We start from the raw sequence: 20,364 nt of genomic DNA, 5'->3' as shown, positions 1-20,364 counted from the left end.
ATGAATCCACTGGGCTCCGGAGCACCCGAGCGCGCGACTTTCCTTGCGTGCCGGACGACGTCGAAAGGTTGGAGCTAGTCCGGATGGCGGATGGTCGCGCGCCGAAGGCGGCGATTGTTCATCGGATCGTGTGTGGACTTCTGGTGTTCCAGTTGCCGTGTCAATTCGCGCTTTGCATCGCACAGAGCACGGGTGATGTCCGGATTTTCCGCGACCGCGACGAGTAGTGGATGGCCGGGCAGGGTTGTACGCAACGTGATGCGCTGTTCCTTGCCGCCGCGGTCCTGCAGGGTGACTTCGATGTCCACATCGTCAGGATCCCATCTGCCTAGCTGCGCCTCGAGCGTGGACAACGTTTGTGTAACGTGCCGACGCTCCTTGGCAAGGAAGCCCACACCCACGTGGATCACATTCTCGCGGAATGTCTTTCGCTTTGCGTGGTCAGAGTTCCTCATTGTGGCCTCATTCCGGGTGTTAGGGTTTCGCGGGTCTTGATTATCGCGCCATCCTGCTTCACCGTCCGCGATTACGTTGTGGCAGTGCGATTCATGGTGGTTTCCGACTCGCGGAAGTGAGACAAGCCCGCGCTCCGGCCGGACTTTTTGTCGGCGGCAATTTTCAGTTCATCGACCACGTCTTCGATGGCGCTAGCGACCGATGCGACGTCATCCACGTTGTCGGGGCACGCGACGATGCCCACGGTCAGGGTGCCGTCATAGGATACGGCGGTGATGTTGAGATTGGAGCCCTCAAACAGCGGGGCCAGCGCGTGAATACCCAGCACATGCGCTCCGGCGCAATAGATTTCGTCGCTGGGGCCCGGAACGTTGGACGTGATGACATGGGCGACCGGCGAGTGGAATCGCGACAGTCTCAGGCCGGTGTACACACCCATCGCCAGGGCGATGACCACGGGTGGGACGAGATCTATGACATCGGCGAGGTTGACGGGCGGCACCGCGCGTCGCCCGTCCTTGATCCTGGAGGTCGCGTCGTGAATGCTGGCCAGCTGTTGTGTCGGATCGGCCAGATCGACCGGCAATTTGACGAGCACCGGTGACCAACTATTAGACGCGTCGCCATCGCTACCTCGTGTCGAGATAGGCATCATGGTGCGCAGCGGGCGACTGGGCACCGTGTCGTGGGTTGCCAACCATCGGCGCAGCGCCGATGCCGTTGCGGTCAGGAAAACATCGTTGACAGTGACATCGAACGCTGCGGTGATGGCCCGCAGGTCGTCCATGGCCAACGCGGCGAAGGCAACGCTGCGTCGCCCGGTGAGCGGTGCGTTCAGCTGTGTTCGCGGCGAATTCTCGTCCTCTCCAACATCCCCACCATCGGGGCATCGCGGATCGACACCCGGGAGGAGCTGGCGTACCGATCCCAGCGCGGTTGCTATCGCCGACTTCACCGCGACGGGACCCAACCTGACGGCGATCCGGACGCCCACGGCGGTGTTGGCCGCGACCTCGTCGATCGCGTCCCATACCCTCGCGGCCGCGCCTGGCATCGTGGCCCGGGTCCGCGCGGGTGCTGCTGCAAATTCGGTCTGGGCATCAACAGTCATCAGTTCAGGCAGCATCGACGTCACTGCGCCCACCCCATCGGTCATGGCGTGGGAGAACTTGATCAACACGACGAGTCTGCCGTCGGCGAGGCCCTGCACGACCCAGGCGTCCCATAGCGGGCGGCGGCGGTCCAGGGGCTGCGCATGCAGTTCACCGATGAGTGTGGTCAACTCGTGCGTAGTGCCGGGTTCGGCCAGCCGGACGCAATGCAGATGGTTGTGGACATCGAACGCGGGGTCCTCGATCCATGACGGCTGACCCAATCCGAAAGCTCTGGTGAGCAGGCGCTGCCGAAAGTCTGGTATCGCCGCAGTGCGCTCAGCCAGCAGCTTGTAAATCGCCGCGGCGGTCGTTTCGCCCTGCGCCTCGGGGCCGCAAAACAACACTGCCGTCACGTGGGTGGGCATTACGGACGTTTCACCGTGCAGCGTGACACCGTCCAGGCCGGTCAATCGTTGCATCATGCTGCTCCATCCGTATATCCGTATATCCGAGTTGTCAGCTCAAAGCTTGCCGGCGAATCTTCCCGTTGCTCTGAGCAGTGACGGTCCAAGCGCGTAGCCGCAAGGTGATTCGTGATCGCCGGCATGCCATGCAGTTCGTGCCGACGGTACTTCGGTCAGCCTACACTGTTGGCATCGACGTAGGTCAACAGCGTTGACACCCGGCGTGGAAAAGTATCGCTCGCACAGTGTGGCGCATCCATGTCGGGATCAGCGGACGAAAGAAACGCCCAACAACGGGAACCCTTGCGGCCGTTGGGTGTTGAACGGGCCGTGCCGTTGCTAGCGCACCCTTTCGGGTATCGAGTTCAGTGCAGCCAAAACATGCACCGCGAGCTTGACTGCCGCGTCATCGCCCAGCTTGGAGTGCGCGCTGATGGTGTCCGTGACGAGCTGGAGACGAATATCGTAGGGAGTACGGGCCGATGTGAGCGGAGTCATCGAAATTCCTTTGTAGTCGAGCATGTTCGCTCGCGACCGAGCTGCTCGATAGCGATGAGCTTACGCCGATTGTCGGCCGCCGCGCGCGCGACGAGCATGCGGATATTCAGTACGTCGATTTTGGAAGGACAGGATGTTTGGATTCAATACAGTCCCGTCGAGGATCTCGATCGCCCGACGCACCGTCTGATCGGCGTGCCACCTCTCAGGCCCGGCGACCACGGTCCGCAGGTAGGGGAGTAACGCCTCGCTGATCTCCCAGGTCGCCGAATCCCACAAGTAGGACGGGCTGTGATCGACCGCGTAGTAGGTGACGTTCGCCCCGACGGAGAATGTCGGCCGCGCAAACGAGGTAGGACGCGCCCAGCTGAAACCCATTGTCTCATCACAAGATACGTCAATTATAAGGCTGTTCGGGCGTAGTGCGGCGAGGTCGGCGTCGCCCAAAAAGAGCAGCGGTGCGTTGGTGTCCTGCAACACGCAGTTGACGATGATGTCGTGCCGGGCAAGGAATCCGGCGAGCGGCGCTCTGCCTCCCTGGGTGGACACGAAAGGCTCCGTCGAACCGTCGAGAGAGTTCGGGTCCTGAGCGAAGTGGACGATCCGGGCCGGATGAATCGGGGAGGCTACTTCGGTCACGCTGCGGTTGGTGAGGACGTTGATGTCGTGCACCCCCTGCGCGTTCAACGCAGTCACCGCGCCTCGCGCGGTGGCGCCGAAGCCGATGACGACGGCCCGCAACCGGCGACCGTAGGTGCCTGACCAACCGACGATAGACATGGCATGCAGCACCGAGCAGTAACCCGCGATCTCGTTGTTTTTATGAAATACATGCAATTTGAATGAACCGTTGCGACTCCACAGGTTCATTGACTCGAACGCGATCAGCGTGTGTCGACCGTCGATGGCGCGCTGCGTCAACTCCTCATCTTGCACGCAGTGCGGCCAGCCCCACAGCGCCTGGCCGTCACGAAGCTCGGCCAGATCACGGGCGTGGGGCTTAAGTAGCAGAATGACGTCGCACTCGGCGATCAATTGCTCACGGGAACGGATTCCGGCCACCCAACCCGACAGCTGCGTATCGGCGACGCCAAAATACTTCCCATAGCCCGCTTCGAGGTAGATGTCTGCGCGAACGTCGGCATCTATCCGGTCGAAATGGCGCGGGTGGATCGGCAGCCGGCGCTCGTTCTCCTTGCAAGTCGCGCCGATGACACCGAGACGCAATTGACCCATGCCGGCCTACTTCCTGACGCGTTTGCGGGCAGAGCGTCTCGGCGCCGGCACGGTGGCGGCCAGACCGATGAACAACACATCCAGAGCGCGGTCGAGTTCGGCTGCACCGTCGTAGCAGCCGAGCGCTGTAGCCAGCGCACGCACCTGAGGGAACTCGGTGATCGCCAGTCGGTGCAACCCAAGGCGCAACACGTCATCGGACTCCTCGGGTCGTTCGACGACCTCCTGCAGCTCGGTGAGGATGTGGCCATACAGATAGCCGAAGAGCACCCGGTAGATGTGTAACGCGTCGACGCCGCTGAAGCCGACGGCCGTGAGCAGCGCGACGACGTCCTCCAGTGGCCGTAGCATGCCCGGGGGCCGCTGCCCCAGCGGCGTGGCTAGTGGCCGAGTGACCAACAGCGGCACCACATTCGGGTGCTCGAGGGCCAGTCGGCGGAAATCATGCGCCACCGCACGCAGCTGCCCGGCCCAGTCCGGGTCCGCAGTGTCCACCCGCAATTGGCCCAACACGATCTCGGCGATCCCGTCGAGCAGCGCCGCCTTATTCGGCACATGCCGATAGATCACCGTCGGATCCCGGCCCACCGCCTCACTCAGACGCCGCATCGACAATCCATCCGCACCGTCACGATCGACCAATCGCAACGCACACTGCAAAACCACCGACCGGCTGACCGGGCCGTGTTCTGCCCGGTTGGCGACCGACGACTCGAGTCCATCGGCGGCGACTGTCGGTTGCTTCGCCATCGTGGGCGTCCCCTTCTGCTAGGTGTCTGCGATGTGTCTACAGTTCTGCCACCCTAGTCTAACGCCGTAGGTCAACGTTGTTGACGTGCAGCGTGGGAAGTGTGTGCATCGGGCCGACGGGGCTTCCACCCGGAAATTTCAGGCTGGACACATGGGGCCGGCCCGGACAAAGCTGGGCCGGACCCGCAACCGCTGGTCCGGGTGATGTTGCGCACATGTGATGGCGTCCACGGACGGGCAGCCTGCAAAGGCGATGGTCCACGACCTTACCGGCGCGGCAACCGCGCGTGTCGCTGATCTAGGCTGACCACAGGCAGTGTCCGGCGGACATGGACGAGACATGCAACCGACGACCCAGGAAAGATAGAGGAGAGACAAGTGACGGTCCGAGTAGGTATCAACGGCTTCGGTCGCATCGGGCGGAACTTCTACCGGGCCTTGCTGGCTCAACAGGAGCAGGGTACCGCTGATATCGAGGTGGTCGCGGTCAACGACCTCACCGACAACGCCAGCCTGGCGCACCTGCTGAAATTCGACTCCATCCTGGGCCGGCTGCCGCACGACGTCAGCCTCGAGGGTGACGACACCATCGTCGTCGGCAACAAGAAGATCAAGGCGCTCGAGGTCAAGGAAGGCCCGGCGGCGCTGCCCTGGGGCGACCTGGGCGTCGACGTCGTCGTCGAGTCCACCGGCATCTTCACCAACGCCGCCAAGGCCAAGGGGCACCTGGACGCCGGCGCCAAGAAGGTGATCATTTCCGCGCCCGCCACCGACGAGGACATCACCATCGTGCTGGGCGTCAACGACGACAAGTACGACGGCAGCCAGAACATCATCTCCAACGCGTCGTGCACCACGAACTGCCTGGGGCCGCTGGCCAAGGTCCTCAACGACGAGTTTGGCATCGTCAAGGGCCTGATGACCACCATCCACGCCTACACCCAAGACCAGAACCTGCAGGACGGGCCGCACAAGGACCTGCGCCGGGCCCGCGCCGCCGCGCTGAACATCGTGCCGACCTCCACCGGCGCGGCCAAGGCCATCGGCCTGGTGCTGCCGGAACTGAAGGGCAAGCTGGACGGGTACGCGCTGCGGGTGCCGATCCCCACCGGCTCGGTCACCGACCTCACCGCCGAGCTGTCCAAGTCGGTCAGCGCCGAGGACATCAACGCCGCGTTCAAGGCCGCGGCCGAAGGCAAGCTCAAGGGCATCCTGAAGTACTACGACGCCCCGATCGTCTCCAGCGACATCGTCACCGACCCGCACAGCTCGATCTTCGACTCCGGTCTGACCAAGGTGATCGACAACCAGGCCAAGGTCGTCTCCTGGTACGACAACGAATGGGGCTACTCCAACCGCCTCGTCGACCTGGTCGCCCTGGTCGGCAAGTCGCTGTAAACCGTGGCCGTCCACACTCTGAAAGACCTTCTCGCCGAGGGGGTTTCCGGACGCGGCGTGCTGGTGCGCTCCGACCTGAACGTGCCGCTGGACTGGTCTGGTTCGCAAGGGAAGATCACCGACGCCGGCCGCATCACCGCCTCGGTGCCGACGCTGAAGGCGTTGGTCGAGGCGGGCGCCAAGGTGGTGATCACCGCGCACCTCGGCCGGCCCAAGGACGGAGCCGACCCGAAGCTGTCGCTGGCGCCCGTTGCCACCGCACTCGGTGAGCAACTCGGCCGGCACGTCCAGCTGGCCGGCGACGTCGTGGGCACCGACGCCTTGGCCCGCGCCGAGGGTCTGACCGACGGCGACGTCCTGCTGCTGGAGAACATCCGTTTCGATAGCCGCGAAACCAGCAAGTACGACGGCGAGCGCCTGGCGCTGGCCCGCCAGCTGGCCGAATTGGTCGGCCCGACAGGGGCTTTCGTCTCCGACGGCTTCGGCGTTGTGCACCGCAAGCAGGCGTCGGTGTACGACATCGCCACCCTGCTGCCGCACTACGCCGGCACGCTGGTGGCCGAGGAGATCGCCGTGCTGGAGCAGTTGACCAGCTCCACCAAACGCCCCTACGCGGTGGTGCTCGGCGGGTCGAAGGTGTCCGACAAGCTCGGTGTCATCGAATCGCTGGCCACCAAGGCCGACAGCATCGTCATCGGCGGCGGCATGTGCTTCACTTTCCTTGCCGCGCAAGGTTTCTCGGTCGGCAAGTCGCTGCTGGAGACCGAGATGGTGGACACCTGCCGCGGGCTGCTGGACACCTATGTCGACGTGCTGCGGCTGCCGGTGGACATCGTGGTGGGCGACAAGTTCGCCGCCGACGCGACACCGCAGACCGTCGCGGCCGACGCCATCCCGGACGACGTGATGGGCCTGGACATCGGCCCGGGCTCGGTCAAACGGTTCACCACGTTGCTGTCCAACGCCGAAACCGTGTTCTGGAACGGGCCGATGGGGGTGTTCGAGTTCCCGGCCTTCGCCGCGGGCACCAAGGGCGTCGCCGAGGCGATCGCCGCGGCCACCGGCAAGGGCGCGTTCAGCGTGGTGGGCGGCGGGGACTCCGCGGCCGCGGTGCGCGCACTGGGCATCCCGGAGGCCGACTTCTCGCACATCTCGACCGGTGGGGGAGCGTCGCTGGAATACCTTGAGGGCAAGACGCTTCCGGGTATCGAGGTGTTGAGTCGACCCCAGCCCGACCACAACTAGAAAGGCCCCTTCAGTCGTGAGCCGCAAACCGCTGATCGCCGGCAACTGGAAGATGAACCTCAACCACTTCGAGGCCATCGCGCTGGTGCAGAAGATCGCGTTCGCGTTGCCGGACAAGTACTACGACAAGGTCGACGTCACGGTGTTGCCGCCGTTCACGGATCTGCGCAGCGTGCAGACCCTGGTCGACGGCGACAAGCTGCGGTTGACCTACGGCGCCCAGGACCTGTCCGAGCACGACTCGGGTGCCTACACCGGCGACATCAGCGGCGCTTTCCTGGCCAAGCTGGGCTGCACGTTCGTCGTCGTCGGGCACTCCGAACGGCGTACCTACCACCACGAGGACGACGCGGTGGTGGCCGCGAAGGCCGCCGCGGCGCTCAAGCACGAGCTGACCCCGATCGTGTGCGTGGGCGAGCACCTCGACATCCGTGAGGCCGGCCAGCACGTCAGCCATTGCGAGAAACAGGTGCGCGAGTCGCTGGCCGGGCTGTCGGCCGAACAGATCGGCAAGGTGGTCATCGCCTACGAACCGGTGTGGGCGATCGGCACCGGGCGGGTGGCCAGCGCCGGCGATGCCCAGGAGGTGTGCGCGGCGATCCGCAAGCAGTTGGCGTCCCTCGCCTCGCCGGAGGTCGCCGATTCGGTGCGAGTGCTCTACGGCGGATCGGTGAACGCCAAGAACATCGGCGAGCTGATCGCCCGCGACGACATCGACGGCGGTTTGGTCGGCGGTGCCTCCCTGGACGGCGAACAGTTCGCCACGCTGGCGGCGATCGCCGCCGGTGGGCCTCTTCCTTGAGCACGGCTTCGCCCCGGTAGGCTGGCCGTCATGCAGTTGGCTTTGCAGATCACCCTGGTCGTCACCAGCATCCTGGTGGTGCTGCTGGTGCTGCTGCACCGCGCCAAGGGTGGCGGCCTGTCCACGCTGTTCGGGGGCGGCGTGCAGTCCAGCCTGTCCGGCTCCACGGTGGTGGAGAAGAACCTGGACCGGCTGACGTATTTCATCACCGCCATCTGGCTGGTGTGCATCATCGGCGTGGCGCTGATGATCAAATATCGCTGACCCCGCCTGGTCACAGCGCGGCGGTGAGGCTCCACAGCGCTTCGCGGTCGACCGAGTCGGAGCGGTCCAGCGGGCTGAGCACGATGTCGGTGGCTCCGGCGTCACGGTAGCGGCGCAACTGGCGTGCCACGGACTCCTCGGGCCCGATCGCGGCGAGGTCGACGACACTGGCGAGGCCTTCCCGGGCGATCACGTTGCGATACGACGGGATGGCCTCATAAAAACTCAGCTGCTGGGCGGCGGCGCTGCGAGCGCCCTCGACGTCGTCGGACAACAGCACGGGCACCGCGGCGATGACGCGCGGTGCCGGGCGGCCCGCCTCGGCCGCCGCCTTGGTGATCTCGGGCACGATGAACTCCCCGATGGTGCGGGGCCCGGCCAGATACGGCAGTGTCCCGTCGGCCAGTTCGCCGGTGACCCGCAGCGCCTTGGGGCCCATCGCCGCCACATACACCGGGATCGGTGTGCCGCCGGGCACCCGCACCGGCCAGGTGGGGCTGGCGTGCAGTTCGCTGCCGTGAAAGTCGACGCCGCCGCTGCTGAACACCGACGCCAGGATCGTCAGGTGCTCGCGCAACCGGGTGATGGTGTTGGGAAAGTCGGTGCCAAAGGCCGGGCGTTCCACCTGTCGGGCACCCAGTCCCAGCCCCAGGCTGAAGTTGCCGTGCGCGGCGGCCTGCGCCGTTTGCGCCAACGAGGCGACGATCAGCGGGTGACGGGGATTGATCGGCACCACCGAGGTGCCCACGCCCAGCCCGGGCACGGCGGCTCCGACGAGCGCGGCGAGCGCGATGGCGTCGTAGTTCTGCTGTTGGGGCAGCCACACCTGCGCGACACCGAGCTCGTGGGCTCGTTGGGCTTGGGCGATCACGTCATCGACGAGGTTGGGGGCATCGGGACGGGCCATGAGGATGATTCCGGTGGACATGTCCGCAACCAACACGGTGGATCGGCCGGTCATTCCTGTTAAATCACGGTGATCTGACCCGCTGGGCGCCACGGTGATTCGCGGCCGCGGACGGTCCCCGACGGGCGGGCGCGGACATCCGCGTTGATACTGGGACTCATGGTTGAGGCATCCGAGGGCACGCTGGAACCGATCGGCGCCGTGCAGCGCACCCTGGTGGGTCGCGAGGCGACCGAGCCGATGCGGGCCGACATCAGGCTGCTGGGCGCCATTCTGGGCGACACCGTGCGCGAGCAGAACGGGCACGAGGTGTTCGAGCTCGTCGAGCGGGCCCGGGTCGAATCGTTTCGGGTGCGGCGCTCCGAGATCGACCGCGCGGAGCTGGCGCGGATGTTCGATGGCATCGACATCCACCAGGCGATCCCGGTCATCCGGGCGTTCAGCCACTTCGCGTTGCTGGCCAACGTCGCCGAAGACATCCACCGCGAGCGCCGCCGGGCGATTCACGTCGCCGCCGGCGAGGCGCCGCAGGACAGCAGCCTGGCCGCTACCTACGCGAAACTCGACTCCGCGCAACTGAATTCGGCCACCGTCGCCGATGCGCTGAAGGGTGCCGTGGTGGCGCCGGTGATCACCGCGCATCCCACCGAGACCCGCCGGCGCACCGTGTTCGTCACCCAGCACCGGATCACCGAACTGATGCGGCTGCACGCCGAGGGGCACGAAGAAACCGACGACGGCCGCAACATCGAACGCGAGTTGCGCCGCCAGGTCCTCACGCTGTGGCAGACCGCGCTGATCCGGTTGTCCCGGTTGCAGATCACCGATGAGATCGAGGTGGGGCTGCGCTACTACGCGGCCGCGTTCTTCAAGGTGATCCCCCAGGTCAACGCCGAGCTGCGCGACGCCCTGCGGTCGCGCTGGCCCGATGCCGACCTGCTCGACCAGCCGATCCTGCAGCCCGGTTCCTGGATCGGCGGGGACCGCGACGGCAACCCGAACGTGACGGGCGACGTGGTGCGCCAGGCCACCGGCAACGCCGCGTTCACCGCGCTGGCGCACTACCTGGCCGAACTGACCGCGCTGGAACAGGAGCTGTCAATGTCGGCGCGTCTGGTCGCGGTCAGCCCCGAGCTGACCGAACTGGCCGAGGGCTGCGGTGAGAAGGCCCGCGCCGACGAGCCGTACCGGCGCGCGGTGCGGGTGATCCGCGCCCGGCTCACCGCGACCGGCGCCGAGATCCTGGACCGCCGACCCCAGCACGAGCTGGACCTCGGGTTGCCGCCCTATGCCGCCCCGGGCGAGCTGCAGGCCGACCTGGACACCGTCGATGCGTCGCTGCGCGCGCACGGCAGCGCGCTGCTGGCCGACGACCGCCTGGCTTTGCTGCGAGAAGGCGTGCGGGTCTTCGGGTTTCACCTGTGCGGCCTGGACATGCGGCAAAACTCCGACGTGCACGAGGAGGTGGTCGCCGAGCTGCTGGCGTGGTCCGGGGTGCACCCCGATTACGGTTCGCTGTCCGAAGACGACCGGGTCGAGCTGCTGGCCGCCGAGCTGGCCACCCGGCGGCCGCTGGTCGGTGACCGCGCGGAACTGTCCGAGCTGGCCCGCAAAGAGCTGGGCGTGGTGCGCGCGGCGGCGCACGCCATCAAGCGCTACGGACCATCCGCCGTGCCCAATTACGTGATTTCCATGTGCCGTTCGGTCTCCAACGTCCTCGAGGCCGCGATCCTGCTCAAAGAGGCCGGCCTCATCGACGCGTCCGGGGATGCGCCGTACTGCCCGGTGGGCATCTCGCCGCTGTTCGAGACCATCGACGACCTGCACAACGGTGCCACCATCCTGCACGCCATGCTCGAACTCCCGATCTACCGCGCCCTGGTGGCCGCCCGCGACGACAGCCAGGAGGTGATGCTGGGGTATTCCGACTCCAACAAGGACGGCGGCTACCTGGCGTCCAGCTGGGCGGTGTACCGGGCCGAGCTGGCCCTGGTGGAGGTGGCCCGCAAAACCGGGATCCGGTTGCGGCTCTTCCACGGTCGCGGCGGCACCGTCGGCCGCGGCGGCGGGCCGAGCTACGAGGCCATCCTGGCGCAGCCGCCGGGCGCGGTGAACGGTTCGCTGCGACTCACCGAGCAGGGCGAGGTGATCGCCGCCAAGTACGCCGAACCGCAAGCGGCGCAACGCAATCTGGAGAGCCTGCTGGCCGCCACGCTGGAATCCACGCTGCTGGATGTGGAGGGCCTGGGCGACGCCGCCGAACCGGCGTACGCGGTGCTCGACGAGGTGGCCGTGCTGGCCCAGCGTTCTTACGCCGAATTGGTGCACGAGACACCGGGTTTCGTCGACTACTTCATGGCCTCCACGCCGGTCAGCGAGATCGGTTCACTGAACATCGGCAGCCGCCCCACCTCGCGCAAACCCACCGAGTCCATCTCGGACCTGCGCGCCATCCCCTGGGTGCTGGCGTGGAGCCAGTCGCGGGTCATGCTGCCCGGCTGGTATGGCACCGGGTCGGCGTTCGAACAGTGGATCGCGGCCGGCCCGGAAAGCGAAAGCGAGCGGGTGGACACCCTGCACGAGTTGTACCAGCGCTGGCCATTTTTCCGCAGCGTGCTGTCCAACCTGGCCCAGGTGCTGGCCAAAAGCGACCTCGGCCTGGCGGCGCGCTACGCCGAATTGGTCGACGACGAGGAATTGCGGCACCGGGTGTTCGACAAGATCGTCGACGAGCACCGGCGAACCATCGCCATGCACAAGCTCATCACCGGTCAGGACAACCTGCTCGCCGACAATCCGGCGCTGGCGCGTTCGGTGTTCAACCGTTTCCCCTACCTCGAGCCGCTCAATCACCTGCAGGTGGAGTTGCTGCGCCGCTACCGCTCCGGCGACGACGACGAATTGGTGCAGCGCGGCATTTTGCTGACCATGAACGGGCTCGCCAGCGCGCTGCGAAACAGCGGCTGATGACCCGCGATTCGCCTCCCCGGGCCGGCCCCCCGCGAATACCCTGATTGACGCGACGTCGACCGAGGAGACCAGTGAGCGGATCCGGACTACCCCTGTGGCTCTTTCTGGCCTCGGTCGTGGCGGTGGCGATCGCCATAGCGGTGGGTTCCATCTGGCTGGGCCATCGCATCCTGCCGAGCCGGCGAAACGGCAAGGAACACAATCCGGCGATCGCCTCGTTCCTCACCGTCGTCGGCTTCATCTACGGTGCACTGCTGGGGTTCACCGTGGTGGCCACCTGGGAACACTTTTCGTCCACTCAGGTCGTCGTCTCCGGTGAGGCGTCGGCCCTGACGACGATGTACCGGCAAACCGTCGCCATGCCCGAACCGGAGCGAACCGAGATCCAGGAGCTGTTGCGCAAATACGCGGGCGCGGTGGCCGGCCCGGAGTGGAACAAGCAGCGCAACGACGGCGCACGAGCCGCGATCACCCGGATGTATCGCACGGTCGGCCGCCAGCAACCCAACGTCGCGGCGAAGCCGATCAATCAGCAATTCCTCAACCAGTTGAGTGAGTTGGCCTCCGACCGCAACGAGCGCATCGTCGGCACCAAGCCACGGATCCCGCCCCTGATGTGGGCGGGGTTGATCTTCGGCGCGGTTGTGCTGGTTGCGTTTACGGGTTTCCTGCGCGTGGGCAGCACCGTCGGTCACGTCGTGGTGTCCAGCACGGTCGCGGTGCTGCTGGGTCTGCTGCTGTGCGTCGTGTTCCAGCTCGACCACTCCTATGCCACCGACCAGCGGATCACGTCGGGGCCATTCCAGCACGCGCTGGACATCTTCGATTCGGTCGACAACGACAGCCGCTACTTCCCGCGCTGAGCATCGACGCTGAGGGCGAGGCGGTTTAGCCCTTCAGCAGCTCGCCGACGTGCGCGATGACCGAATCGGTGAGGCCTTGCAGGTCATAACCGCCCTCGAGCACCGCCACCAGCCGCCCGTCGCACAGCCTTTCGGCCGAGGCCATCAATTCCCGGGTGACCCAGGCGAAGTCGTCGGCCGTCATGGTCAGTGAGCCGAGCGGATCGCGTTCATGGGCGTCAAAACCGGCGGACACGATGATCAGCTCGGGCGAAAATCCTTGCAGCGCAGGCAGTATCCGATCCTGGAAGGCCGCGCGCAGCTCGGTCCCGCCGTCACCGGGTGCAAGGGGCGCGTTGAAGATGTTGCCCACCCCGGTTTCTCGCACCGCACCGGTGCCGGGGAACAGCGGCATCTGATGCGTGGATGCGTAGAGCACGCTGGGGTCGGAGTAGAAGATCTGCTGGGTGCCGTTGCCGTGGTGGACGTCGAAATCGACGATGGCGACACGCGTCAGCCCGTGTTTACGCTGCGCGTGCCGCGCGCCGATGCTGATGTTGTTGAACAGGCAGAAACCCATGGCGCGCTCGGTCTCGGCGTGGTGGCCCGGCGGCCGGCACGCGACGAATGCGTTCTGCGCGTCACCGGCCAGCACCGCGTCCACGGCCTGCAGCGTGGCCCCGACCCCGCGCAGCGCCGTCTCCCAGGTCGAGGGCTCCATCATGGTGTCGCCGCCGTCGAGGTAGACGTAACCGTCTTCGGGCCGCGCGGCTTCCAACGCGTCCACGTAGCGATTGGAGTGCACGTAGCGCGTCGTCGCGAGGTCGGCCGGCTCGGCCTCCGCACGCATCAGCGTGTCGAATTGTGGCCGGCTCAGCGCCGCCGCCACCGCGCGGTAGCGGTCCGGTCGCTCCGGATGGCCGGGCGCGGTCCGATGGTCCGCGAACGCGGCATGGTGCAGCAGCAACGTGGCCATCGAAGGTCCCGCCGGGCGCCTACTGCACGGTCCGGTTGCGCAGCCTGTCCACCAGACCTCGCACCGCGTGCTCGGTGATCGCCAGGGGAGACATCATGGTCTCGCCCACCCGCACCATGTCGTCGACCCGCGCCACGATGGCCTCCACCGGCTCGACCAGCACGATCAGCCGCTTGGCCAGATCGTCCAGGCTGGTCATCGTGCCGTCCAGGTGATCCAGGCCGGCTTCCAGGCGTTCCACCGTGGCGTTGAGGGCCGACAGGGAACTGCTCAGCTCCTTCATGGTGATGCTCAACCCGTCGAGGACGTCTTCGACCTGCTCCACGGTCTTGTCGGCGTTCAACGCGGCCTGGGTGAGCGTCTTGATCCGGCTTCGCTCTTGCCCCCCGCGCGCGGTTCTGTCTGCCATGACCGTCATTATTACCCCTGCGCCGAGCCGGTGTGGCAGGCGTCACCATTCCCGTTTTGATAGGGTTCCTATCTAATTTCCCTGTCGAAATCGCTGCCCGCGTCTGGCGTGAAGGAGGATGGCGTTGACGAAAACCCGCGGGGGGCCAGGCTTTCTGCGTCAGCCGAGATCGGTGTGGGCCGTTGCCTTCGCGTGTGTGATCTCGTTCATGGGCATCGGTCTGGTGGATCCGATCTTGCCGACGATGGCGAGCCGGCTGCATGCGACACCCGAGCAGATCTCGCTGTTGTTCACCAGCTACCTGCTGGTCACCGCGGTGGCGATGCTGATCACCGGCTGGGTGTCCTCCAGGATCGGCGCCAAGCTCACGCTTGTCGTCGGGCTGGTCATCATCGTGGTGTTCAGTGCCCTTGCCGGAGCCGCCGATGGAGTGAACGGAATCATAGGTTTTCGGGCCGGGTGGGGTCTGGGCAACGCGCTGTTCATCGCCACCTCGTTGGCGGTCATCGTGGGGGCGGCCAGCGGTGGCTTCGCGGGCGCGATCGTGCTGTACGAGGCCGCGCTGGGCGTCGGCATCGCGATGGGGCCGATGGTGGGCGCCGCACTTGGCGGGATCAGTTGGCGTGGGCCGTTTTTCGGGGTAGCCGCGCTGATGGGAGTCGCCCTCATCTGCGTGCTCACCTTGGTTGCGCCGGCTCCGCTGCCGGGCGAGCGGGCGCGGATCGCGGACCCGATCAACGCGCTACGCAATCGCGGTCTTTCGACCATCGCGGTCGCCGCCCTGTTGTACAACTCGGGCTTCTTCATCGTCATGAGCTATTCGCCGTATCCGATGAAGATCGGCATACACGAACTGGGACTGGTCTTTTTCGGCTGGGGCCTGCTCGTCGCGGTGTTCGCGGTCTTCTGCGCGCCGTGGGCGCAGCGGCGCATCGGTACCGCCCGCTCGCTCTACCTGACGCTGTTCTTGATGTCGCTGGACTTGATGGCGATTGGAGTGTGGATCGCCCGGCCGCCCGTGGTGATCGCTTGCGTGATAGCCAGCGGCGCCTTCATCGGAATGAACAACACGCTGGTCACCAGCACGGTCATGCAGGTGTCGCCGGTGCCGCGGCCCACGGCCTCTGCGGCGTACAGCTTCGTGCGGTTCATCGGCGCCGGCCTCGCGCCGTGGCTGGGCGGGATCGTGGCCGCTCACTACGGTCAGGCGGCGCTGTTCTACCTTGCGGGAGGCGCGGTGTTCCTCGGCCTGCCGGTGCTCGCCACCGCGCACGGCCTGGTGGCCCGGGCCCACGTGCCCTCCGAACACGAAAGTGACGAGGCCGCTGAGGAAATCGTCGAGTCGGCCGAGGGCAATGTGCTGTACGGCCATCTGCGTGGCGTCGGCGCCGCGCCGCTTGCCGACGCCGAACTCACGCTGGTCGACGACGCCGGTCGCCAGGTCGCGCACGGACGGTCAAGCGCCGACGGCTACTACCACCTCGTCGGCCCGGTCGCCGGCAGCCATACGCTCGTCGTCGCGAGTAACGGTGACACCCAAGCCTTTGCGGTGCAGCTGAGTCGAGCGTCGACAGAACTGTCGCTGCGGCTGGACGGATGTCCCGTGTCTTAGCGACCGGCCGAGCTCACGCCTGGTGTCGCGTGACTGCTGATGTGTCCGACGGCAGCTTGGCCGCGGCGTCCTCGTCGAGCAGCCACAGCGTGGTGTCCAGCCCGACCGCCCCGGCGGCCGGCACCGAAACCGGTGCGGCGCCGCCGATGGCGGCGGCCACCGCGTCGGCCTTGCCGCCGCCGGACACCAGCAGCCAGACTTCGCGGGAACGCGCAATGGCGGGCAGCGTCAACGTGATTCGTTGCGGCGGGGGCTTGGGGGAGTCGTCGACCGACACCACCATCCGGGCGGTTTCGAGCACGGCCGGGGTGTCGGGGAACAGGGAGTTGATGTGGCCTTCGGGTCCCATGCCCAGCAGGTGCACGTCGAAGTTCGGAACCGGCTCGCCGGGTTCGGCGTTGGCGGCCAGCAACTGCTCGTAGGCCAGCGCCGCCGCGGCCAGATCGCTGCCGAATTCCCCGTCGCTGGCCGGCATCGGGTGCACCTGGCTCGACGGGATATCGACCTGGGAGAGCAGCGCCGCCCGCGCCTGCTTGTCGTTGCGCTCGTCGTCGTCCTCGGGGACGTAGCGTTCGTCGCCCCAGAACAGATGCACCTTCGACCAGTCGATCTCACGTCCGGCCAGCGACTGCAGCAGCCCGATGCCGTTGCCGCCGCCGGTGAGCACGATGAGCGCCCGGCCGCGGGCCGCAACGGCGTTCGCGATGGTGTCGGTCAGCCGCGCGGCGGCGGCCTCGACCATCGTCTTGCTATCCGGGAAAATCTCGATGCTGGTGCTCACACGTATTGCACTTTCTCGATCCCTTCGAGCGCTGATTGGTAAACCTCGTCGGCGTCCAGCCGGCGCAGGTCTTCGGCGAGGCACTCGCCGGTTTCCCTGCGCGCCAAGGGGAGTAGGGCGTCCGGTCGGGACGTCCGGCTCAACGTCGCCGTCCTTCCTTCCTGCGGCCGGCTCAAGACGATGGTTTCGCTCTGGCGCTCCAGTTCGATCTTGAGTTCGCCGACCGCCCGGCGCACCGGGCCGTCGATCCGGTTGGCCAGCCACCCGGCCAGCACGTCCAGGGCGGGCTCGGTCGCCAGACCGGACACCAGCGCCGACTCGATCGGTTCGTGCGGCGCCAGGTCGACGGCCGAGGTGAGCAGCGCGCGCCAGTAGGTGATCCGCGCCCAGGCCAGGTCGGTATCACCCGCGGTGTATCCGGGCAGCCGGCTCTTGATCGCCGCCAACGGGTCCACCCCGTTGGTCGCGTCCGTGATGCGACGAATCGCCAACCGCCCCAACGGGTCTTGCGCGGGCACCGTCGGTGCGACGTCAGGCCACCAGACCACCACCGGGATGTCGGGCAGCAGGAACGGCGTGACCACACTGGCGGCGTGGCCGGACAACGCCCCGGACAGCCGCAGCACCACGACTTCGCTGGCGCCGGTGTCACCGCCGGCGCGCAACTGCGCATCCAGGCGCGGCTTGTCCGCATACGGATTGCCCCGCATCGTCACGATGATCCGGCTGGGGTGCTCATGGCTGGCGTCGTTGGCCGCCTGCAGCGACTCTTCGAGGATATCCTCGCTGTCCGGCGCGATGATCAGCGTCAGCACCCGGCCCATCGCCACGGCGCCGACCCTTTCCCGCAGTTCGTCGAGCCTCTTGTTGACCGCCGTGGTGGTGGTGTCTTCCATATCAATGATCACGAGCGGCGCTCCTTCTCATCGCTGCGTCCCCCTCGCCGCGGCGCGGCTGGGGGCGCCCCCGCTGCATCGTCGCGGCGCGGATCACGGGCGCCGCCATTCCCGGCCGGTGCGCCGCAGCATCTCGAACGCCGAGTCCGGACCCCAGGTGCCCGACTCGTACGGTTCGGGCTTACCGTCCGCCGCCCAGTTGTTGAGCACGGGATCGAGTATGTCCCAAGCCAATTCGACCTCTTCGTTCACCGGAAACAGGGACGGCTCGCCGAGCAGCACATCGAGGATCAACTGTTCGTAGGCCTCCGGCGATTCCTCGGCGAACGCCGAGCCGTAGGAGAAGTCCATGTTGACGTCGCGGACCTCCATCGCGGTGCCCGGCACCTTGGAGCCGAACCGCAGCGTGACGCCCTCGTCGGGCTGCACCCGGATCACCATGGCGTTGGTGCCCAGCTCGTCGGTCATGGTCGCATCGAACGGCAGGTGCGGCGCCCGCTTGAAGACCAGGGCGATCTCGGTCACCCTGCGGCCCAGGCGTTTTCCGGTACGCAGGTAGAAGGGCACCCCCGCCCAGCGGCGGGTGTCCACCTCGAGCGTGATGGCGGCGAACGTCTCGGTGGTCGAGTCCTTGGCAAAGCCTTCCTCGTCGAGCAACCCGACCACCTTCTCGCCGCCCTGCCAGCCGGCGGCGTACTGACCGCGGCTGGTCGTCTCGTCGAGGGGCTCGGCAAGGTGGGTGGCCGAGAGCACCTTGATCTTCTCGGCCTGCAGCGCCGAGGGGCTGAAGCTGACCGGCTCCTCCATCGCGGTCAGCGCCAGCAGCTGCATCAGGTGGTTCTGGATGACGTCGCGCGCGGCGCCGATGCCGTCGTAGTAGCCGGCCCGGCCGCCCAGTCCGATGTCCTCGGCCATGGTGATCTGCACGTGGTCGACGTAGTGCGCGTTCCAGATCGGGTCGAACAGCTGATTGGCGAACCGCAGCGCCAGGATGTTGCGGACCGTCTCCTTGCCCAGGTAGTGGTCGATCCGGAACACCGACTCCTCCGGGAACACACTGTTGACGGTTTTGTTCAGGGCCTGCGCACTCTCCAGATCGTGGCCGAACGGCTTCTCGATGACCACCCGGCTCCACCGCTCGCCCTGCGGGCGCGCCAGGCCGGACTTGTGTAGTTGTTCACACACCATCGGGAAGGAATTAGGCGGGATGGCCAGATAGAAGGCGTGGTTGCCGCCGGTGCCGCGCTCGGCGTCCAGCTTGTCCAGGGTCTCGGCCAGCCGGCCGAACGCCTCGTCGTCGTCGAAAGCGCCCGGGACAAAACGGAATCCCTCGGCGAGCCGGTCCCAGTTCTCTTGCCGGAACGGTGTGCGGCAGTGTTCTTTGACGGCCTCGTGCACCACCTTGCCGAAATCCTGGGTGCTCCAGTCCCGGCGGGCGAAGCCCACCAGCGAGAAGCTGGGCGGCAGCAGACCGCGATTGGCCAGGTCGTAGATGGCGGGCATGACCTTTTTGCGAGCCAGGTCGCCGGTGACGCCGAAGATCACCATCCCGCACGGCCCCGCGATCCGCGGAAGCCGCTTGTCGCGCTTGTCCCGTAAAGGGTTATGCCATTGTTGCGCGGTGCGGGCTGGGCTCATTTGGAGGCGGAACGCAGCTGCTTCTGCGTTTCTTCCAGCAGCTCGGTCCAGGAATCCACGAACTTCTCCACACCCTCGTTCTCGAGCACCTTGAAGACGTCGGTCAGATCGATGCCGATCTGGTCCAGCTTGTCGAACACCGCCTGGGCGTCCCCGGCGGTGCCGGTGACGGTGTCGCCCTTGATCTCACCGTGGTCGGCGACCGCGTCAATCGTCTTCTCCGGCATGGTGTTCACCGTGTTAGGGGCGACCAGCTCGGTGACGTAGAGCGTGTCGGAGTAGTCGGGGTTCTTCACACCGGTGGACGCCCACAGCGGACGCTGCACCCGGGCGCCGTCGGCCTTGAGCGACTCGAAGCGATCGCCGCCCTCGAACACCTCCTGGTAGGCCGCGTAGGCCAGGCGCGCGTTGGCCACCCCTGCCTTGCCCAGCAGCGCCTTGGCGTCGTCGGACCCGATCTTCTCCAGCCGCTTGTCCACCTCGGTGTCCACCCGGGACACGAAAAACGATGCGACGGAATGGATCTTGGAAATATCGTGGCCCGCTTCGCGCGCCTTCTCCAGGCCGGCCAGGTAGGCGTCCATCACCTGGCGGTGCCGCTCGACGGAAAAGATCAACGTGACGTTGACCGAAATGCCCTCCGCGAGAACGGCGGTGATCGCCGGAATGCCGGCCTTGGTCGCCGGGATCTTGATGAACAGGTTGGGCCGGTCGACGATCTTCCACAGCTCGACGGCCTGCGCGATCGTCTTGTCGGTCTCCGCGGCCAGCCGCGGGTCGACCTCGATGGACACCCGCCCGTCGACGCCGTCGGAGGCCTCCCACTCCCGCTTGAGCACGTCGCACGCGTTGCGCACGTCGTCGGTGGTGACGGTGCGGATGGTCGCGTCGACATCGGCGCCGCGCTCGGCCAGCTCGGCGATCTGGCCCTCGTACGCATCGCCCTCGGCGAGCGCCTTCTGGAAGATCGACGGGTTGGTGGTCACGCCGACAACGCTTTTCGTGTCGATCAGCTCCTGCAGGTTGCCCGACTCCAGCCGCTGGCGGGACAAGTCATCCAGCCAGACGGATACACCCGCGGCGGACAGCGCCGCGAGGTTGGGGTTCTGAGTCATTTGAAACGCCC

19 protein-coding genes are annotated in these 20,364 nt (G+C 66.5%); 7 read left to right on the top strand and 12 right to left on the bottom strand.

Translation table 11 applies throughout. The features are described from left to right. Positions 1–74: 74 nt before the first annotated feature. The 5 genes from DQP58_RS27080 to DQP58_RS08810 all read right to left on the bottom strand — a co-directional run bounded on the left by DQP58_RS27080 (position 75) and on the right by DQP58_RS08810 (position 4,498). The gene (locus DQP58_RS27080; protein WP_240629674.1) at positions 75–455 is read right to left on the bottom strand and encodes an HPF/RaiA family ribosome-associated protein; all 381 of its coding nucleotides are present in this window, start codon (positions 453–455) and stop codon (positions 75–77) included. A 71-nt stretch (positions 456–526) separates the two neighbouring features. Next, on the bottom strand, positions 527–2,020 hold the full coding sequence (locus DQP58_RS08825; protein ID WP_240629672.1) for a wax ester/triacylglycerol synthase family O-acyltransferase: 1,494 nt from the start codon (positions 2,018–2,020) through the stop codon (positions 527–529). A gap of 333 nt (positions 2,021–2,353) precedes the next feature. Then, positions 2,354–2,536 (bottom strand): DUF6307 family protein, encoded by a 183-nt coding sequence (locus DQP58_RS08820; RefSeq protein ID WP_112708043.1) that lies wholly within the window; start codon positions 2,534–2,536, stop codon positions 2,354–2,356. A 36-nt stretch (positions 2,537–2,572) separates the two neighbouring features. Beyond that, a complete protein-coding gene (locus DQP58_RS08815; RefSeq protein WP_112708042.1) occupies positions 2,573–3,748 on the bottom strand; it encodes a N(5)-(carboxyethyl)ornithine synthase in 1,176 nt (391 codons plus the stop codon). A gap of 6 nt (positions 3,749–3,754) precedes the next feature. Next, positions 3,755–4,498, bottom strand: coding sequence for a TetR/AcrR family transcriptional regulator (locus DQP58_RS08810; protein WP_112708041.1), 744 nt, complete (start codon positions 4,496–4,498; stop codon positions 3,755–3,757). Positions 4,499–4,876: 378 nt separating this feature from the next. Here DQP58_RS08810 and gap point away from each other — a divergent pair, with 378 nt between their 5' ends. From gap to secG, 4 genes are read left to right on the top strand one after another with little or no spacing between them, the layout of a single operon-like run. Further along, the gene (gene gap / locus DQP58_RS08805) at positions 4,877–5,896 is read left to right on the top strand and encodes a type I glyceraldehyde-3-phosphate dehydrogenase (protein WP_066864516.1); all 1,020 of its coding nucleotides are present in this window, start codon (positions 4,877–4,879) and stop codon (positions 5,894–5,896) included. A gap of 3 nt (positions 5,897–5,899) precedes the next feature. Then, positions 5,900–7,141: a phosphoglycerate kinase gene (locus DQP58_RS08800; protein WP_112708040.1), complete on the top strand. Its 1,242-nt coding sequence runs from the start codon at positions 5,900–5,902 to the stop codon at positions 7,139–7,141. Positions 7,142–7,157: 16 nt separating this feature from the next. After that, entirely contained in the window at positions 7,158–7,943 is a 786-nt protein-coding gene (tpiA, locus tag DQP58_RS08795) for a triose-phosphate isomerase (protein ID WP_112708039.1), read from the top strand. A gap of 30 nt (positions 7,944–7,973) precedes the next feature. Then, positions 7,974–8,207 carry a preprotein translocase subunit SecG gene (gene secG, locus DQP58_RS08790; RefSeq protein ID WP_112708038.1) on the top strand — a complete coding sequence of 78 codons (234 nt, stop codon included), beginning with the start codon at positions 7,974–7,976 and terminating at the stop codon, positions 8,205–8,207. 10 nt (positions 8,208–8,217) lie between these two features. On the opposite strand, the gene DQP58_RS08785 is transcribed toward secG, so the two are convergent. Beyond that, on the bottom strand, positions 8,218–9,135 hold the full coding sequence (locus DQP58_RS08785; protein WP_112708056.1) for an LLM class F420-dependent oxidoreductase: 918 nt from the start codon (positions 9,133–9,135) through the stop codon (positions 8,218–8,220). A gap of 138 nt (positions 9,136–9,273) precedes the next feature. Between DQP58_RS08785 and ppc the strand changes: the two genes are divergently transcribed. Together ppc and DQP58_RS08775 are read left to right on the top strand one after the other, a co-directional pair. Further along, positions 9,274–12,081, top strand: coding sequence for a phosphoenolpyruvate carboxylase (gene ppc, locus DQP58_RS08780; RefSeq protein ID WP_112708037.1), 2,808 nt, complete (start codon positions 9,274–9,276; stop codon positions 12,079–12,081). A gap of 74 nt (positions 12,082–12,155) precedes the next feature. Next, the gene (locus tag DQP58_RS08775; RefSeq protein ID WP_112708036.1) at positions 12,156–12,947 is read left to right on the top strand and encodes a DUF4239 domain-containing protein; all 792 of its coding nucleotides are present in this window, start codon (positions 12,156–12,158) and stop codon (positions 12,945–12,947) included. Between the two features lie 25 nt (positions 12,948–12,972). Here the strand turns inward: DQP58_RS08775 and DQP58_RS08770 are convergent, their stop codons facing one another. Continuing rightward, positions 12,973–13,902, bottom strand: a complete 930-nt coding sequence (locus DQP58_RS08770; protein ID WP_112708035.1) for a histone deacetylase family protein — start codon at positions 13,900–13,902, stop codon at positions 12,973–12,975. Positions 13,903–13,921: 19 nt separating this feature from the next. Continuing rightward, positions 13,922–14,320 carry an ATPase gene (locus tag DQP58_RS08765; protein ID WP_066864498.1) on the bottom strand — a complete coding sequence of 133 codons (399 nt, stop codon included), beginning with the start codon at positions 14,318–14,320 and terminating at the stop codon, positions 13,922–13,924. A 115-nt stretch (positions 14,321–14,435) separates the two neighbouring features. On the opposite strand from DQP58_RS08765, the gene DQP58_RS08760 reads away from it, so the two are divergent. Beyond that, positions 14,436–15,923, top strand: a complete 1,488-nt coding sequence (locus DQP58_RS08760; protein ID WP_430915758.1) for an MFS transporter — start codon at positions 14,436–14,438, stop codon at positions 15,921–15,923. A gap of 13 nt (positions 15,924–15,936) precedes the next feature. On the opposite strand, the gene pgl is transcribed toward DQP58_RS08760, so the two are convergent. The 4 genes from pgl to tal all read right to left on the bottom strand — a co-directional run bounded on the left by pgl (position 15,937) and on the right by tal (position 20,353). Continuing rightward, entirely contained in the window at positions 15,937–16,704 is a 768-nt protein-coding gene (pgl, locus tag DQP58_RS08755; RefSeq protein ID WP_112708033.1) for a 6-phosphogluconolactonase, read from the bottom strand. Next, positions 16,701–17,612, bottom strand: coding sequence for a glucose-6-phosphate dehydrogenase assembly protein OpcA (gene opcA, locus DQP58_RS08750; protein WP_112708032.1), 912 nt, complete (start codon positions 17,610–17,612; stop codon positions 16,701–16,703). Before opcA ends, pgl begins: the two co-directional genes overlap by 4 nt. 81 nt (positions 17,613–17,693) lie before the next feature. Then, complete coding sequence (gene zwf, locus DQP58_RS08745) at positions 17,694–19,238, bottom strand: glucose-6-phosphate dehydrogenase (RefSeq protein ID WP_066864486.1); 1,545 nt, start codon at positions 19,236–19,238, stop codon at positions 17,694–17,696. After that, the gene (tal, locus tag DQP58_RS08740) at positions 19,235–20,353 is read right to left on the bottom strand and encodes a transaldolase (protein WP_112708031.1); all 1,119 of its coding nucleotides are present in this window, start codon (positions 20,351–20,353) and stop codon (positions 19,235–19,237) included. Before tal ends, zwf begins: the two co-directional genes overlap by 4 nt. Between the last annotated feature and the right edge of the window lie 11 nt (positions 20,354–20,364).

The organism is Mycobacterium colombiense (assembly GCF_003284975.1).
Classification (GTDB): domain Bacteria; phylum Actinomycetota; class Actinomycetes; order Mycobacteriales; family Mycobacteriaceae; genus Mycobacterium; species Mycobacterium europaeum_A.
The sequence above is the reverse complement of the archived record's forward strand: the minus strand, read 5'-3'. Positions and strand labels throughout refer to the sequence as shown.